The organism is Chlamydiales bacterium (assembly GCA_031292375.1).
Taxonomy (GTDB): domain Bacteria; phylum Chlamydiota; class Chlamydiia; order Chlamydiales; family VFKH01; genus JARLHF01.
On record JARLHF010000040.1, the window covers coordinates 1 to 15,221 of the forward strand.

Annotated in this window: 13 protein-coding genes and 1 tRNA gene; 12 read left to right on the forward strand and 2 right to left on the reverse strand. The window is 37.5% G+C overall.

The window, feature by feature from the left end; genetic code table 11:
• Positions 1–221 (forward strand): GxxExxY protein (locus P4L16_05330; GenBank protein ID MDR3624542.1); only part of this gene is annotated, 221 nt, incomplete at its 5' end.
• A gap of 60 nt (positions 222–281) precedes the next feature.
• Here P4L16_05330 and P4L16_05335 read toward each other — a convergent pair.
• Positions 282–2,126: a bifunctional serine/threonine-protein kinase/formylglycine-generating enzyme family protein gene (locus P4L16_05335; GenBank protein ID MDR3624543.1), complete on the reverse strand. Its 1,845-nt coding sequence runs from the start codon at positions 2,124–2,126 to the stop codon at positions 282–284.
• A gap of 198 nt (positions 2,127–2,324) precedes the next feature.
• Here P4L16_05335 and P4L16_05340 point away from each other — a divergent pair, with 198 nt between their 5' ends.
• Both P4L16_05340 and P4L16_05345 read left to right on the forward strand, forming a co-directional pair.
• Entirely contained in the window at positions 2,325–2,651 is a 327-nt protein-coding gene (locus tag P4L16_05340; GenBank protein ID MDR3624544.1) for a hypothetical protein, read from the forward strand.
• 328 nt (positions 2,652–2,979) lie between these two features.
• Positions 2,980–4,395, forward strand: coding sequence for a hypothetical protein (locus tag P4L16_05345; GenBank protein MDR3624545.1), 1,416 nt, complete (start codon positions 2,980–2,982; stop codon positions 4,393–4,395).
• A 9-nt stretch (positions 4,396–4,404) separates the two neighbouring features.
• On the opposite strand, the gene P4L16_05350 is transcribed toward P4L16_05345, so the two are convergent.
• Positions 4,405–5,148, reverse strand: coding sequence for a Nif3-like dinuclear metal center hexameric protein (locus tag P4L16_05350; protein ID MDR3624546.1), 744 nt, complete (start codon positions 5,146–5,148; stop codon positions 4,405–4,407).
• A gap of 30 nt (positions 5,149–5,178) precedes the next feature.
• Between P4L16_05350 and rpiA the strand changes: the two genes are divergently transcribed.
• The 9 genes from rpiA (at position 5,179) to P4L16_05395 (ending at position 14,827) form a co-directional block, all read left to right on the forward strand.
• On the forward strand, positions 5,179–5,898 hold the full coding sequence (gene rpiA, locus P4L16_05355; GenBank protein MDR3624547.1) for a ribose-5-phosphate isomerase RpiA: 720 nt from the start codon (positions 5,179–5,181) through the stop codon (positions 5,896–5,898).
• The gene (locus P4L16_05360) at positions 5,899–6,321 is read left to right on the forward strand and encodes a DUF151 domain-containing protein (GenBank protein MDR3624548.1); all 423 of its coding nucleotides are present in this window, start codon (positions 5,899–5,901) and stop codon (positions 6,319–6,321) included.
• A 79-nt stretch (positions 6,322–6,400) separates the two neighbouring features.
• Complete coding sequence (locus P4L16_05365) at positions 6,401–6,694, forward strand: HPr family phosphocarrier protein (protein MDR3624549.1); 294 nt, start codon at positions 6,401–6,403, stop codon at positions 6,692–6,694.
• A gap of 28 nt (positions 6,695–6,722) precedes the next feature.
• Positions 6,723–8,522: an oligoendopeptidase F gene (gene pepF, locus P4L16_05370; protein MDR3624550.1), complete on the forward strand. Its 1,800-nt coding sequence runs from the start codon at positions 6,723–6,725 to the stop codon at positions 8,520–8,522.
• 137 nt (positions 8,523–8,659) lie between these two features.
• Positions 8,660–8,959, forward strand: coding sequence for a co-chaperone GroES (locus tag P4L16_05375; GenBank protein MDR3624551.1), 300 nt, complete (start codon positions 8,660–8,662; stop codon positions 8,957–8,959).
• Between the two features lie 25 nt (positions 8,960–8,984).
• Positions 8,985–10,604 (forward strand): chaperonin GroEL, encoded by a 1,620-nt coding sequence (groL, locus tag P4L16_05380; protein MDR3624552.1) that lies wholly within the window; start codon positions 8,985–8,987, stop codon positions 10,602–10,604.
• A gap of 366 nt (positions 10,605–10,970) precedes the next feature.
• Complete coding sequence (locus P4L16_05385; protein ID MDR3624553.1) at positions 10,971–11,807, forward strand: hypothetical protein; 837 nt, start codon at positions 10,971–10,973, stop codon at positions 11,805–11,807.
• 86 nt (positions 11,808–11,893) lie between these two features.
• Positions 11,894–11,965: transfer RNA gene (locus P4L16_05390), tRNA-Asn, on the forward strand.
• 465 nt (positions 11,966–12,430) lie between these two features.
• Entirely contained in the window at positions 12,431–14,827 is a 2,397-nt protein-coding gene (locus tag P4L16_05395) for an autotransporter domain-containing protein (GenBank protein ID MDR3624554.1), read from the forward strand.
• Positions 14,828–15,221: the final 394 nt, after the last annotated feature.

The window sequence follows — 15,221 nt, forward strand, 5'->3', positions numbered from 1 at the left end:
AAATTATTGGAGCAGCTATTGAAGTCCATAAGGTGCTTGGAGGGCCTGGTTTGCTTGAAAGTGTATATGAGTCTGCATTATGTCATGAATTGTCGTTGCAAGGATTGCAAATTCAAACACAAGTCCCTGTAAATGTAACATTCAAAGGGTGTAAAATTAGAGAACCACTTTATTTGGATATCCTAAACGGTGTAGAACGCATCATAAATGATAAATTATAAGTCTCCGTGTTTTAACTATTCAAGTTATTGATTATCAGATAGTTGGAAATCGAGCTGGTGTTAAGTAACATCTAGAGCGCAGCGAAATCCGTAGGTTCTGTTGATGGTGCCTGGGTTGTTGCGGTGTCTGTGAGAGCAGCGCAAATCCTCTTTCAAGCTTTTCCAGCACCCTCCTCGAAGTACTCTATAGACGCCTTGGATAGGCCCTTTTGGCTCGTCTGGCTCTTGAGCAGAGTGTTCATAATAGTTATAATCATACCAATCTTGGCACCACTCATACACATTTCCTGCCATATCGTAAAGACCGTAGCCATTGGGAACATAGCTCATTACAGCCGTTGTGTCAGAGCTAAAGAAGTTAGCCTGTGATTTTTCAATCTCTTCACCTGTTGGATAAATAGCATCTTCTATGCCACCGCGAGATGCAATTTCCCATTCAGCTTCCGTTGGAAGACGCTTTCCAATCCATTTAGCATAAGCGTAAGAACCATACCACGTCACACCAATAACAGGGTGTTTTGCATATCCTGACTCAATGATGAGCTTTCCAGAGACTCTTCTAATGCGAGATTCTCTAAAACGTATGATATCATGATTTTGTGCATCTTTTTCAGCACCAACAACATCTAGGAAACGAACAAATTGCTCATTAGTAACAGGATGAATATCAATTGCAAAAGAAGAGATAGAAACGAGATGTCTTGGCATTTCATCTCTACTTCCATGGTTATTACCTCTAAAGTATTCGCCCCCTTTAACAAGAATCATATCAGTTAAAATAGGCTCAATACTTCTAACTTCTCTTACTTCCGGGCGGTATTGAGTGACAACAGATTCTGAGCGAATGCGCTCTTGTATTCTTTCGGCAACAGATTTAGTTTCTTCTTGATATATACTAATTGCTTCTAAAACATTTGAGGTAGGTTTTTCTTCTTGAATATTTTCTGAAGATGTTTCTACAACTAAATTTTCTGTATGACTATCTTTTCTTAGGCATTCATCCATAAATTCAAGTAAAAGAGGAGGTCTTTTTTCTGGACTATTTTGGAGGCATCCAAGAACGAGAATGTCCCAATTGAGTTTATATTCTGGTGCCTTTTCAGAGGGCATCTCAAAAACACCCTCGGGGTATTTTCCTGTAATCATATAATAGGCAAGAACCCCAAAGGCATACACATCTGCTTTTGCATCGACATTCTGTGCATCTTCTATTCGTTTTTGTTCAGGTGCTAAAAATGCATAGCTTTGTAAAAAAGAGGCATGTAGCATAGAAATTTTTGTAGCTTCTCCAGGAGATGCGTTATAACGCTCTTCTTTATTTGCTCCAACAAATGCAAGGGGCACAACGCCAAGCGCATCTGCAAGCACCTTGTAGGTCCTACTAAGAATCGTTCCAACGCCAATGATGCGCGATAATCCAAAGTCTGAAAGGTAAGCTTGACTTCCACTCTTACCCTTACCAATTAAAATATTACTTAGCTTTAAGCCTCTATGGATAGATTCCCCTTTTTGTCTGCTATGAGCATAGTCAAGAGCACTTGCAATTTGGCGCAGTAATTTTTCAAGTTCATCTTCTGGAAGACGTCCTCTATCTTTTAAATACTGCGCAAGGTTTGTAGTCTCTCCAACAGTATCCACAATGCAATCCGTAACAAGAAAGTAAACTCCGTTAGCAAAAGATACGTTATGGATTTTTACGATGTTTGGATGATCTAAGAGGGCAAGCATCTTTACTTCCTCTTCGAAACGCTGAATAAATCCCCTATCAGCAGCAAGCTCCTCTGGCAGGACTTTCAGCACAAAGTGCCTTTTCATGAAACGATGTTCTGCTAAATAAGCATTTCCAAGAGTACCCACACCTAGTTGCTTTACAATGTTATAATCACCAAGAACTCGCACGCTCATGAACTTACCCCTCATTTTTGCTTGATGATAAACTGCTACCCCAATTCTAAACAAGCTTGCATCTTCTGTATTTATTAAAGTATTAAGAAACCTTAAGAAATCCTTTCCTTTTTTTAGGCGTTTGCTATAATCGGCCCGATAGTCAAAAGCAAGGACCTAAAAAAGTAAAGGTCTAAAAAACAAGGAGTCTTAAAAATTATGGATTTAGCTGCTATACAATCCAACAGGCCTAATTTAATTATTACTGAGCCAAGCGCAGATGTACAAAAATTTAAAGAGAAATTGCTAGGGACAAAGCAAATGAGTCCTCTTACGCCCGAGAATATTGCGCGGGTAGCAGCAAATCTTGCTGCAAGTAATGGAAGAAAATCTGAAAGCCCAGACCGTGAATTTGTAAGACGCGAGATTATTGTAAATCCCAAAAATCCATCTGTTAAGCGTGTAGCATCTCAGCTTATAAATGCTCTAGATCTTGCAGCTCCTTCTACACCTCTAACAGGAGACAGGGTTCAACACACTCTTTAAGATGGTGGCTAAATCCTTATAGTGAGGATTGTGTATACCAATTAACTTGAGGGAATTGAGCATAGGCATATGACTAACCATCTTTCAACTGCGAAGCAGTATGTAACCACTTCGTGGTAAAACACTGCTTCGCAGTTTCACATATGGCTTAGCAATATGTAACCACTTCGTGGTAAAACACTGCTTCGCAGTTGAAAGATGGTTAGTGCGCTAAAAATTGAAAATAAATTATTTTCTAGTTAGATATGGTGTAAAAAATAATTACTATATGAATTATGTATGATATACAATCAGGATAAGCTAAACAAATGAATGTTATAGGTTATCTATGGTTACACCCTCCACTAATTTCTCACCAAATCTTCTACCTGATATTAAAACTAGCGAGCCTGAAGCCATAGAGCAATGGGTTCAAACAGGTGGAGAATTGGCTAAAATTTTGACTGCTGCACAAAATGCAATCCACTCAATTGAAACAGAGCCTTCTGGTCCAGATGAAAATGAAAAACGTAGGGTTTATAAAAACCTCTCAGCTGCCATTAATGGCAAAAAAGCATACTACCAAGAGCACTGGATTATTGGAGGCTTATTTAAGTTTATTAAAGCAATTGGCTTGGTTGCGCTTTTTGGAGGAGATTCTATTAGCAAAGCTGAAAACTTTATTTTTCCAGTGTGCTCTGCTGGTAGGATAATACAAATGAACAAGATTGGCTCAGAGGGGATTGTTGTCGCTCCAGAAGGCTCATTTGCTTATTCTCATGCTTCAACAGTGCCACCTGAATATTATTTAAAGAAATATCCTAATGTGGATGATAAATTTTGTGCACAAAATTACCTAACAAAATTCTATGTAACAAGCATGGAAGGCATGAATATGGATCGTGGTGCCGTTGGAAGTAGATATGATGGAACGCATTTTGCATGCCTTGCAGATGGAGTCGGCGGAGGGGGTATTTTTTCTATGCACGCAGCACAAGGATTTTGTGAACAAGCAATAAGAGAACTTGACTCAAACCCATCACTACTCACATCCAAAAATCCTGATAAGAGAGGAAAGGAACTATTTGAAAGACTTGTAAATGCACCTGGGCCTGCTCAGATTGAAAGCGCTGGAGCTGCAACGATGGTGGTTGCAGCAACGGAGACGCGCTCTGATGGGTTTTATAATATCAACGGGGCAGCTCTTGGTGATTCTGTAGTGATTCATGTTGATGGAGATAAGCATGCTGCAACTCAGCTAAACGTAGTTAAAAGAAAGGAAGGAAGCAAAAGTGACTCAGGCGGTCAAATTCTAGCTGGAACAGGGCTAGAGAAAGAGGAAAATATTTGCGGTTTTTCCAAAAAAGTTAAAAAAGAGGATTTGGTAATCCTTGCAAGTGATGGTCTGACGGACAATATAGTCTCTATAGATTTACTCCCCTTGATTCTTTATAATCCCTTTTTTGATTCTCAAAAAGAGCCAAGAGCTTTTTCCAAAGATCTTCCTGATAGAAAAGAATTAGAAGCTCTTCTTCAAGAAGAAAGAACACCCACTCCAGAGCAAGCAGTTACCCGGCTAAATAACTATGTGGAATGGGTTATTTTTCAGAGAAGACAGATGGAATCAGAAGGTCTTGCATTAGAAATTCAAGCTGGAGGAGCTAAAAATGCTAGAATGGATGGATTGCAACGCATTCTTAAATCACCAGAGGCCCCTTGTGGCAAAACAGATGATGTGATGATCATTGCTTTTAATGCGGGCTAAAAACTCAGGTTAAAAGGGATTAGGTGTATCAATAAAGAAGACCTGCACATTGAAAGCTTTTAATAGATGATCACCAAGTGCTTTTGGACCCACTTTTTCTGTTGCAGTGTGACCAAGTGCAATAAAGTTTATCCTTTCCTCTTGCGCTATATTCCAGGCGGGCTCATCAAAAGATCCTGTAATAAAACAATCTACACCTGCTCTTGCTGCAAGTAAAACATCTTTGTAGGCCCCGCCAGAAATGATTGCTGCAGAAGACACATCTTTTTTACCCGCAAGAGCAACTATTGCTAGATGATCGTAATAAGATTCAAGCGTTGCAACAAATCCATCGACTGCTATATTAGCAAATTTTCCCTGGACACCTATTATATTGAAGGAAGATAAATCGCTCATACCAAGATCGATTGCCGCTTTCCAGTTATTACCAACTACTGGATGTGCATCTAAAGGTAGGTGATAAGCTAAAAGAGCGATATTATTTTCTAGAAGAATTTTTAGTTTTTTCTGCTTACTTCCAGAAATGACAAAGCTATCTCCATTCCAAAATATCCCATGATGTACAATTAAAGCATCTACGTCCAATTTTACAGCCTCTTGTATCGTTGCAAGGCTTGCAGAAACGGCTACACCTATTTTTGAAATCGTGCGTGTTCCCTCAACTTGAAGGCCATTTGGGCAATAGTCTTGAAATTGCGATCCTTTTAAAAAATCTTCCAGATAATTACACAAGATCTGTACAGTAAGATTCATGAGTCCCCCAATTTAAAAGGATATTTAACAATGATGGAGCATACCCTACAAAATAAGATAAAGCAAGCAATTGGAAAATTTGCAGCAGACCTTGTTATGGATGGCATGATTGTAGGCCTTGGAACGGGTAGCACATCTGCATGTTTTATTGAAAGTTTGGCCATTCGCTGCTCGCAGGGTTTGAAAATAAGGGCGATTGCAACCTCGCAAAAATCTACAGATCTTGCTAAATCCAAAGGCATTCCCATCCTCGATATGGAAGATGTTGTACAAATTGATCTTACAATTGATGGAGCGGATGAAATTGACCACCAAAAGAGGTTAATTAAGGGTGGAGGAGGCGCTCTTTTAAGAGAGAAGATCATAGCTACTTCCAGCAAAGAGATGATAGTGATTGTAGATGAATCAAAAATTGTGAAAGACCTGGGTGCTTTTGGGCTTCCAGTAGAGATTATCCCCTTCTGCTATAAAACAACGCTCCACAAACTTTCAAAGATTGGATTTACAGGAAAGCTTCGAACAAATCCAGATGGCACTTTTTATATTACCGACAACAGTAATTACATTGTTGATATCCACTTTGATCCTGTATGTAGAGACCCAGAAAAAGCTTATACTCTCATTAGGTGCATAACTGGCGTTGTCGATATAGGGTTTTTCTTTCATATTGCAAAAAGAGTTGTAGTCGGGTATGCAGATGGATCTGTAAAAATCTACGCGGGTGATGAACTTCCATTCAAAACAGGTTAAATGATTATGTTATCCGAGCTTATTCCTATCAAATTCAACAAGATCATGCAAACGAGATCTTATACAGTTGTGGTTCTTGGAACACATGAGAAAAATTTTGCGATCTATACAGATCCACAAATTGGCAAATTATTGCAAATGTATTTGACTGGGGCTGAAAGGCCAAGACCCTTTACGCATGATCTTATCAGCTTGATATTTAAAGGTTTGAATATACATTTAAAGCAAGTTGTTATTAGTGATATTCAAGACACCATCTATTTTGCACGATTATTTATTGAGCAACAAATTGGAGAAGAAAAACACATTGTAGAAATTGATGCTAGACCATCAGATTGTATTACGCTAGCACTCATGAATAATGTACCCGTCTATTGTACAAGAGAAGTCTTAGAAAAAACTGTTCCTATTGAAGATTCTTAAAAAAGTAATTGCCAAAAACAACCAAATTAAAGATAAGGGATAGCACACAAACAATTCTTACCACCCTCCAAATTTTATTATGAATAAAAACGTAGCACAAACAAAAGCACAAGGAGTTTTTATCGTTTCTAACGATAAAGGACTTCATACAAGACCTTCAACAGAATTGGTTAAATGTGCAGCGTCATTTAAGTCCCAAGTTCAACTCACCTACCAAAAAGAATGCGTGAATGCAAAATCACTTTTAGGTATTTTAATGCTTTCTGCGCACCGAGGCTCAAAAATTTTAGTTGAAGCTATTGGTGAAGATGCAGAAATTGCAGTTCAAACAATACTTCAACTTGCTGAAAACAAATTTAACATCAACTATTAAGTTGATATTCTTACATCAACCAAAGTGAATGACAATGCTAATTACAAGAGATGAAGTCGATCCCAAAAATACTTGGAACCTTTCTGCTTTTTACAAAAATAAAGAACTCTTTGAAAAAGACTTTTTAAAATTTAAAGGAAGAGATACAGCCCCGTTCTGGCCTGAACTACAAGCCTTTAAAGGACGTTTAAAAGAGGGTCCTGAAGTGCTTTTAGGTGCACTAAAGACCTATTTTGAAATTTCTCGTGGTCTTGATAAAATCTACACCTATTCTCATCTAAAACATGATGAAGAGATTACGATTACAGAAAATAAAGAGATCCATGAAAAAACTCAGATTCTTTTACAGCATTTCCAAGAAGAGTCCGCCTGGTTAGAACCAGAGATTTTCATGATTCCAGAAACCCTTCTTAAATCACCTGTGCTTGAATCTTTTCATTTTCATCTAGAAAAGCTTTTGTCATTAAAAGAACATATTTTATCCTCCCGTGAAGAAGAGTTACTTGCACTTGCTAGAAGAGCTCTGCAAACACCATATAAAGCATTTTCATCCATGAATAATGCAGACTTTAAATTTCCTTGCGTAAAAGATGCAAATAATGTCGAAAAAGAATTAACTCATGGAAGTTATTACTCTTACATGCAAAGTAGAGATAGAGTTCTTAGAGAAAACACATTTAATACACTCCACAAACAGTATGCGACTTACGAAAATACTTTATGTAATTTGATTGATGGACAAATGCTTTCTCATCAATTCAATGCAAAAGCTAGAAACTATAAATCCTCTCTTGAAGCCGCTTTAAAACCTAATAATATCGATACAAGTGTCTACACATCCCTTATTGAGGCTGTAAGATGCGAAATTGGTGCGCTGCACGAATACATGCATTTAAGAAAAAAGGTGTTGGGAGTGGATACATTGCATCTTTACGACATGAGTGTGCCTCTTACCAAAGAGCTTGATTTTCACATGGAATATGAGCAAGCAGAGCAAATTGTAATTGAGTCGGTAGCTCCTCTTGGAAAAGAGTATCAAGAAATATTAAAAAAAGGCTTGAATAGGGATCTTTGGGTAGATCGCTATGAAAATAAGAATAAAAGAAGCGGCGCTTATTCTAGCGGCTGTTTTGATAGCAATCCCTATATTCTTATGAACTACAAAGGACTTGTAAGAGATGTATTTACACTTACGCATGAGTGTGGGCACTCGATGCACAGCTATTTTAGTAGAGCAACACAGTCTTATCATTATTCAAACTACTCTATATTTGTAGCTGAAGTAGCTTCCACCTTTAATGAAGAATTGCTCTCCCGATATTTTTTAGAGAGGGTTGCAAGTAAAGAAGAAAAAATTTTCTTTATCAATTCAAAAATAGAGGATATTCGTGCAACGCTCTTTAGGCAAACGCTTTTTGCTGAATTTGAATTAATGATTCATACACTTGTAGAAGAAAATATTCCGCTTACCCCTGCTCTTCTTAAAAAAGAATATAGAAAATTAAATGAATTTTATTTTGGAGAGTCTGTGTGCATAGATGATGCTATAGATATTGAATGGGCACGCATTCCCCACTTCTATTACGATTTCTACGTTTATCAATATGCAACAGGTATTAGCGCAGCTCTTGCACTTGTTGATAAAGTTTTAAAGGGATCAGATCAAGACCTAAATAATTATCTTACTTTTCTAAAAAGTGGCAGTAGCAAATATCCCATTGATACTCTGAAGCTCGCAGGTGTTGATATGCGAAGCACAACTCCTGTTAAGGCTGCAATTGAGCGTTTTAAAACGCTTGTAAATGAACTAAAATTGCTAACAACTTAGCAGTTTCGCAATTTAACTGCTAAATCCCCTTGCAAAAAAATCACCATCTATCTTAATGTGTCCATCATTAGATCATCGAGTGGACAAAAAATAACCATTTCGAGCGAAACATAACCTACTTTCAAGGAGTCACGCATATGACAAACCAAACCAAACTACAACCTATTGGAAATCGTATACTTGTAAAAAGACTAGAAGCAGAAGCAACCCTTAAAGGCGGCATCATTCTTCCAGAAAGCGCAAAGAAAAAACAAGAGACTGCAAAAGTCATCGCAATTGGTACTGGCAAACAAGATAAAAGCGGAAATCTTATTCCTATCCCTGTCAAAGTAGGTGATATCATTTTAATGGACAAATACTCTGGGCAAGAAGTCACTCTCAACGACGAAGAGCTCATGATTTTACGCTCCGATGACATCATTGCAATTGTTGAATAACTAAATAAAGAGGATCCTAAAATATATGGCAAAAGACATTAGATATAAAGAAGATGCCCGTCAAAAGATTTTAAATGGGGTAAAAACACTTGCTCAGGCAGTGAAAGTAACACTTGGTCCTAAAGGGCGCAATGTTATTATCGATAAATCCTTTGGTGCACCGCACATTACAAAAGATGGTGTAACTGTTGCAAAAGAAATTGAACTTGAAGATCGCCATGAAAATATGGGTGCTCAAATGGTTAAGGAAGTTGCAAGCAAGACTGCTGATAAAGCAGGAGATGGCACAACAACTGCTACAGTACTTGCAGAAGCAATTTATAGCGAAGGCCTTCGCAATGTTACAGCGGGTGCAAACCCAATGGATATTAAGCGTGGTATTGAAAAGGCTGTAAAAACAGTTGTTCTAGAGCTTAAAAAAATTAGCAAGCCTGTTCAAAATAAAAAAGAAATCTCTCAAGTTGCAACCATTTCTGCTAATAACGATTCTGAAATTGGAGACATTATTGCAGAAGCCATGGAGCGCGTTGGTAAAGATGGTACAATTACAATAGAAGAGGCAAAAGGCTTTGAAACTGTTTTAGATGTTGTTGAGGGCATGAACTTTGATAGAGGTTATTTATCTGCTTACTTCATGACAAATCCAGAGACACAAGAAACCGTCCTTGAAGATGCCTATGTCCTTATCAGCGAAAAGAAAATCTCTTCTATGAAAGAATTTTTGCCTATCCTTCAAGCAGTCGCAGAAACAGGAAAGGCTTTGCTCATCATCGCAGAGGATGTTGAGGGTGAAGCTCTTGCAACACTCGTTGTCAATAGATTGAGAGGCGGATTAAAAGTATGTGCTGTCAAGGCTCCTGGTTTTGGTGACAGAAGGAAAGCTCTACTTCAAGATATTGCCATTCTTACAAGTGCTCAAGTCGTTTCAGAAGAACTTGGCCTAAAATTAGAAACTGTTGGCATCGACATGCTTGGCCGTGTGAAAAAAGCCGTTATCAGTAAGGAAGAGACAACACTTGTTGAGGGTTCTGGTAAAAAAGAGGCTGTAAAAGAGCGCGTTCTTCACATTAAAAAGCAAATAGAAGAGTGCACATCCGATTACGATAAAGAAAAGCTGCAAGAACGCCTTGCAAAGCTTACTGGCGGCGTTGCTGTCATTCGAGTGGGTGCTGCAACTGAAGTTGAAATGAAAGAGAAAAAAGACCGAGTTGAAGATGCTCAGCATGCAACAAAAGCAGCTGTTGAAGAAGGCATCCTACCAGGTGGTGGAACAGCGCTTGTTCGCTGCATTCCTGCAGTTGAAGAGCTTGCTGCCAAATCTTCTGGCGATGAAAAAGTGGGTATGCTTATCATTGCAAGAGCACTGAGCTCCCCTCTTCGTCAGATTGCAGAAAATGCAGGCCAAGAGGGCCCTATTGTTCTTCAAAAAGTACGTAGCCTTGGCGTTAACCATGGCTATAACGCACTTACTGATGAATATGTAGACATGATTTTAACTGGTATTCTAGATCCAACAAAAGTTGCAAGATTTGCACTTGAAAGTGCAGCTTCCATTGCTTCTATGCTTCTTACAACAGAAGCTATCGTTGCTGATATTCCAGAAGAAAAAGCTGCTCCTGCAATGTCTCCTGGCATGGACTACTAATATTTAAAAGCCCTATCTTATCCGTAAGGCCTCCTATTTGGAGGCCTTTTTTCTTTTTTTAAAATTTTCATTTATGTATACACAAACAAGTTCAAGAATAGACTTCTTGCATAATTAGCTTTGCTTAGAAAAATTGAAATTTTTTGAGTAGATTTATTGATAAATTTTTCAAGCATATGTGAACATACATATGGTTGAAAAATTTAACGATAAAGATGTCAAAAAAGACAATTTTAACAAGCAAATGTAATTACGCAAGAAGTCTAATTGTTTTTTGACTGCGCCAAAGCTTTCGCGTTGTCAAAAACCAATTCTTGAACTTGTTTGTGTATAAGCTGCAGAAAAAACATTCCTAAAGGTGTAAAAATGAAAAAAATTATTTTGTTTCTTGTTATTATTCTTGCTGTTGTTATCATCCTTGGCCTCTTCTATCTCAATGCCAATAGCGCATCAATTATTTCCACATTCCTTTCTAATCAGTTCAAATCAGAAGTTGTAGTAGAGAATGCAAGCCTTGGATTTGGAGAAATTGAACTTTCTGGTGTTAGAATCGTGAATCCTACGAGTGGATCTATAGCCGATAATTTTAAAGCTGAAAAAGTTGATGTCAAATTTGATTATACTACGCTATTTAAGGATACCATTAATATTCAAGCAATTACCATCAAAAATCCTACTATCTATATAGAACTTAATAATTTGACAGGTAGTGATAACAATTGGAAACCTATATTTAAGAGCCTCTCTTTCCAAGATGTACCTCCACATCCCAATGAAAATGGTGTTTCAAAAGTTAAAAAACTAGTTGTTATTGATACACTCACGATTGATAATCTTAATATACAAGCACAACACAGCTTGCTTGGGCCTTACTCTTTGAATATTCCCATTAAAGACCACATTGTTTTTCATGATTTAACGAACCACCAAGCTCTTGCCTATAAGGCAGCGCTTACCGTTATTTTTAAAAGCTTGCTTGAATCCCTCACCTATCTCAAAGGGTTCAAAGAAATTTTTAAAGATATACAGCTCTCTCCTGCAATTCCTGCTGACATCTTTACAAATATTAGTGCACAAGCACCCAAAGAAGCACCAGAGCAACCTTTACCTTCAAAAAATGTAACGAAATGGCAAGAATTAAAAGATGAAGTTCAAGAGGCTCCTAAAAAAGTTAAGGAGTTCTTTAACGACCTCTTTCGATAAAGTTTGATCAAACACAAATTCTATTTGCGGAAAAAGTAGAGACTCATCTAAGATCTGTGCTTTCCAAATAGTATTTGGTTTTCTATTCCGGATTAGCTCAGCGGTAGAGCAGTGGACTGTTAATCCATTGGTCGCTAGTTCGAATCTAGCATCCGGAGTTTCTTTCTTGAGTTTTGCAATTCGCTCTGCTATTTAGAATTTTTATTTTTCTAAGCTGTTTACTCTCTTCTCGTAACAGTAAGATCATATCTTAAAGCATGAATAGCGAACAACTTCTTTACAAATGTTCGCCGAAAATGCAGCAACTTCATCACACAAGATGTTTCGTCTTCTGCTCCCAGACTAATACTAGTATCACTCGACATAATGAGTTATCCTCTGTGTTAAGATGTGAAGGTTTTTTTACAGAGGATATTTTTTATTTTTCTTCCCTTCTTGTCTAGAAAAAAGTAATATTTTTTATTTTAGATTGAATCTTTCTCTCGTAAAAGCGTTGCGCTCATAATTGCTGTTAACCATGACCTTTTTGCACAATTTACTGGACATTAACAATAAAAAATACTATCTCTATAAATCCAAAAAAAGATCACAATTCTTTTTGAGATTATTCAGGGGATTATTGGATGAGATTTGCACTGATTTTTTTAGCGATTATAGTTTTAAACATAAAACTGTTTGCCGGTTCTGCTAGCTGGATTCAAGACGGCGGCAATTGGTCCGAGCCAAGTACTTGGGATCCTCATACAGTTCCAAATAGTTCTAGTGATGTTGCAACGTTTACTGATGCCGCAGGTACTTTTGCCGGTGGCAATGTAGATTCAACTTTTAGTATAGCTAGTTTGAATTTTACCACTGCACTCTTTTTTACTCTAAATAATGGCACATTAAATACTTATGATTCTATTACCGTAAATGAAGCAACGGGAGGCGCTTCTTGCAATACAACCCTCTCTCTTCAAAATGATATTTCAATAATTACCGATGCGCAATTTGCTTGTCAATCAATTACGGGTACTGGAGGGATTATTAAAACAGGATCAGATATATTGAGTACGTCTAATATTTGCACTTATAGTGGCACAACTTTTGTAAATGAGGGGATTTTTCGGGCAGGGTTTGATGACGCTTTTTCTCACAATTCTGCTATTGTGCTTGCAAATGTTGCCGGAGTTGAACTAAATAACCCAGGTCTCTCTAATACGATTTTGAATCTATCAGGAGGAGGAAGTTTAGGAGGAAACGTAACTTTTGATAATGGTGATGTAGGATCATTAACGCTGGGAGATTCAAATGATACTACTTATGCGGGAGTGATTTCAGGTCGTGGTGAGATTATCAAAAAAGGCTCAGGAACATTTACTTTAACCGGAATAAACACCTATACAGAAGGAACAACAGCACAAGCAGGTCAACTTGTAGTTAATGGATCAATTACTGGTGGAATTACGATAAATTCAGGAGCAACCCTTAAAGGAACAGGAACTATTTCAGCTGGGGGAACCATCAATGGGACTTTATCACCGGGAAACTCCATTGGCATAATCACATTCAATACTGCAGATGCTGACTTGACTCTTAGCAATTCTTCTGTTACTCAAATTGAACTCAATTCCTCACGTTCATCAAAAATTATTAATGTTGGAGGAGGAAACATCGCTTTAGGTGGGGGTGTTTCCCTGATACAAAATGATGACGGCAATTACGCAAGAAACGGACAATATACAATTCTTTCCGGAGCTTATACAGGTGAGTTTGCCTCGTCCGTAAGTGGAGCTCTTCCCGGATTTTTATTTAACCTAGCTTATGGTTCTGACATAGTTTATTTGCTTTATGAAGTCCAGTCAATCTCAACAAATGGGCTTTCAGGAAATGACCTTACATTTGCAAATTATCTAAATAATTATGCTCCAGTGTCTTCAGAATATCTTGCTTTGGTAACGCTTCCAACTAGTCAGCAATCAAACGCTATAAACATTGTATCGCCTGCGAGAAATGCATTTGGCCCTTTTGTCACACAGCAGACAGTTTTTTCATTAAGTCAGCTTGTAAGTGGGCATTTGGATAATAAAAGATTTTCTGCTTTTCATACCTCTTCAAAAACAACTCCAATTGCTCTTGGGAATCAACATCAAAATCTTTATTCCAATTCCTGTTTACCATGTACAACAGTTAAGAAAAGAGATAATGCATTTGATTTATGGTTTAGTAGTTTTGTTGACTTCGCTCATCAATCAAAAGAGAGTGAAAACCCCTCCTTTAATTTTATGTCAGAAGCTCTTCTTTTAGGTCTCGATTATAATCTATTAGATACATTGCAAGTAGGTGGATGTCTTGGTTTTGCCCATTCTCAAATACACGATAACGACCATTATGGAAAGGCTAATATTCCATATTACTTTGGAGCAATTTATGGAAGTTTTATCCTTGATAAATTCTATATTGAACCAGCTTTTTGGGCTGTTTTTCATCAAATTCACAATGAACGATATATTTCCTATGATGGTATTGATGTTACAGCTAGTGGTACGATGAATGGATGGCAGATAGATCCCCATTTAGGTTTAGGATACGACATAGATATGTCTTGGGGTAATATTGAACCTTTTGCAGCTTTTGATTGGGTAGTAAACTGGGAAGGAAGTTTACAGGAACATGGTGCAAGCAACTTAGATATGTATCAAAAATCTCATACTTTATCCATGTTACAATCAGAAGTTGGAGTAACATTTTATCAGTCATTTGATAAGTCATTTGGTCAACTTTGTTTTAAAGAAGGCGGAAGCTATATTAACAGAGCTCCCTTTGGCACAGGTAAAGTAACCACAGCGATCTTTGGCTCTCCTCAATTCGTTACCTTGCAGTCTTTTACAAAGGTGCAAAATTTGGGAGCACTCAACTTAGAATTTTTGGCAAATATCGGTAAAAAAAGAGATATTTCTATTTCTCTTGGATATGAAGGGCAGTTTGGTTTAGATTATATTTCCAATGAGATTCTGCTAAGAATTGCAAAGCAATTTTGATACAGTTTAAGCCAGTTAAAAGTTCGAAGTGTTCCCAGTATCTGGAGATTGATAGCAGTGATACTGCGGACAAGAGTCAAAAACGGCTCGCGGTATCACAAGCAATCTTTTCTCTTTCAATTTCGAAAAGACCAAATTCGGAAATTTCTACTTTTCATCTATATCGTTAATGAAGAATTGCTTACGTTCCCATGTCCGTGCTTACGACCGATTTTTAAATTTTTTTGTTTGCAAAAATGGCTCAAGCATATAGTTAACGTCAGCTCGATTTTTAACTAGGTTATTGTTAACAACTTAAGCTCTTGTTCATTAAAATTTAAAGCTGGTTTTTTGGGTTGTATATTAGGAATAGGAATGACTCTAACGAAAATAAATGAAACACGGAGCCACAGAG